This is a genomic window from Pseudomonas sp. UBA6276, from assembly GCF_002438365.1.
Classification (GTDB): Bacteria; Pseudomonadota; Gammaproteobacteria; order Pseudomonadales; family Pseudomonadaceae; genus Aquipseudomonas; species Aquipseudomonas coleopterorum.
Window position 1 is genome coordinate 1,979 of record NZ_DJUS01000179.1, and the last position, 1,520, is coordinate 3,498.

Genomic DNA, 1,520 nt, shown 5'->3' on the forward strand with positions numbered 1-1,520 from the left:
GGAATGCCGATGGCCTTGAGGATGATGCCCGAATAGAAATCGACGTTCGGGTACAGCGAGCGCTCGATGAAGTACGGGTCGGTCAAGGCGATCTCTTCCAGGCGCATGGCCAGTTCGAGTTGCGGATCGTTCTTGATGCCCAGTTCCTTCAATACTTCGTCGCAGGTCTGCTTCATCACCGTGGCCCGTGGGTCGCGGTTCTTGTAGACGCGGTGGCCGAAGCCCATCAGTTTGAACGGATCGTTCTTGTCCTTGGCCTTGGCAATGAAGGCGTCGATGTTGGAAACATCGCCGATTTCATCGAGCATGGTCAGCACGGCTTCGTTGGCACCGCCGTGGGCAGGGCCCCACAGCGCCGCGATGCCGGCAGCGATGCAGGCGAACGGGTTGGCGCCCGAAGAGCCTGCCAGGCGCACGGTAGAGGTGGACGCATTCTGCTCGTGGTCGGCGTGCAGGATGAAGATGCGATCCATTGCCTTGGCCAGCACCGGGCTGATCGGTTTGATCTCGCACGGGGTGTTGAACATCATGTGCAGGAAGTTTTCGGCATACGAAAGATCGTTGCGCGGGTACATCATGGGCTGGCCCATGGAGTACTTGTAGACCATGGCTGCCAGTGTCGGCATCTTGGCTACCAGGCGTACCGCCGAGATCTCGCGATGCTGAGGGTTATTGATGTCGAGCGAGTCATGGTAGAACGCGGACAGTGCGCCGACCACTCCGCACATGATGGCCATGGGGTGGGCATCGCGGCGGAAGCCGTTGAAGAAGGTCTTCAACTGCTCGTGAACCATGGTGTGGTTCTTGATGTTGCCGACGAACTTGGCCTTCTGCTCGGCAGTCGGCAATTCGCCGTTGAGCAGCAGGTAGCAGGTTTCAAGGTAGTCGGATTGTTCGGCGAGTTGCTCGATCGGATAGCCGCGGTGCAGCAGGATTCCGGCATCGCCGTCGATGTAGGTGATCTTCGACTCGCACGAAGCGGTCGACATGAAGCCTGGGTCGAAAGTGAAGCGGCCCGTGGCAGTCAAACTCCTGACGTCGATTACATCGGGACCAACGGTGCCGGTTAAAATCGGCAGCTCGACGGGGGCTGCGCCCTCGATGATCAACTGCGCTTTTTTGTCAGCCATGTGGCCTCCTATTAATGCTTGAAATCATCAGACAGACCCCCCACGCAGGGCCCGCACCACTATAGTGAGATAAATTCGAATGTCAATTTGCTTAAAGTGAGGCCCCAGAGGGCTTCGAGCGTGCTTTTTTCGCGAAATTCCGACTCGTTCAAACCTTTTGCCCTACCTGCGCAATCCGCCGTCCGAGACCTGCGAGTGCGTTGTCATTAGTAGCCTAACTGTCTATACTCGGCAGCCGACCGCCGGGGGCTTTTCCGAGCCATTTCGACGGGGTCGTCACTCCCTGGGTGGTGAGTACCTGACCAGTACACTTCCCTACAACTTGCCCTGCTTGCTAGGGGCTCTTCAGTGTGAAAAAAGCCGTGAATAGCCAACGACCTGTAAACCTAG

General features: G+C 57.6%; 1 protein-coding gene. It reads right to left on the reverse strand.

From position 1 onward, the window contains the following. On the reverse strand, window positions 1-1,130 hold a 1,130-nt coding region (gltA, locus tag B2V21_RS20120; RefSeq protein WP_286917834.1), incomplete at its 3' end, for a citrate synthase. Between the last annotated feature and the right edge of the window lie 390 nt (window positions 1,131-1,520).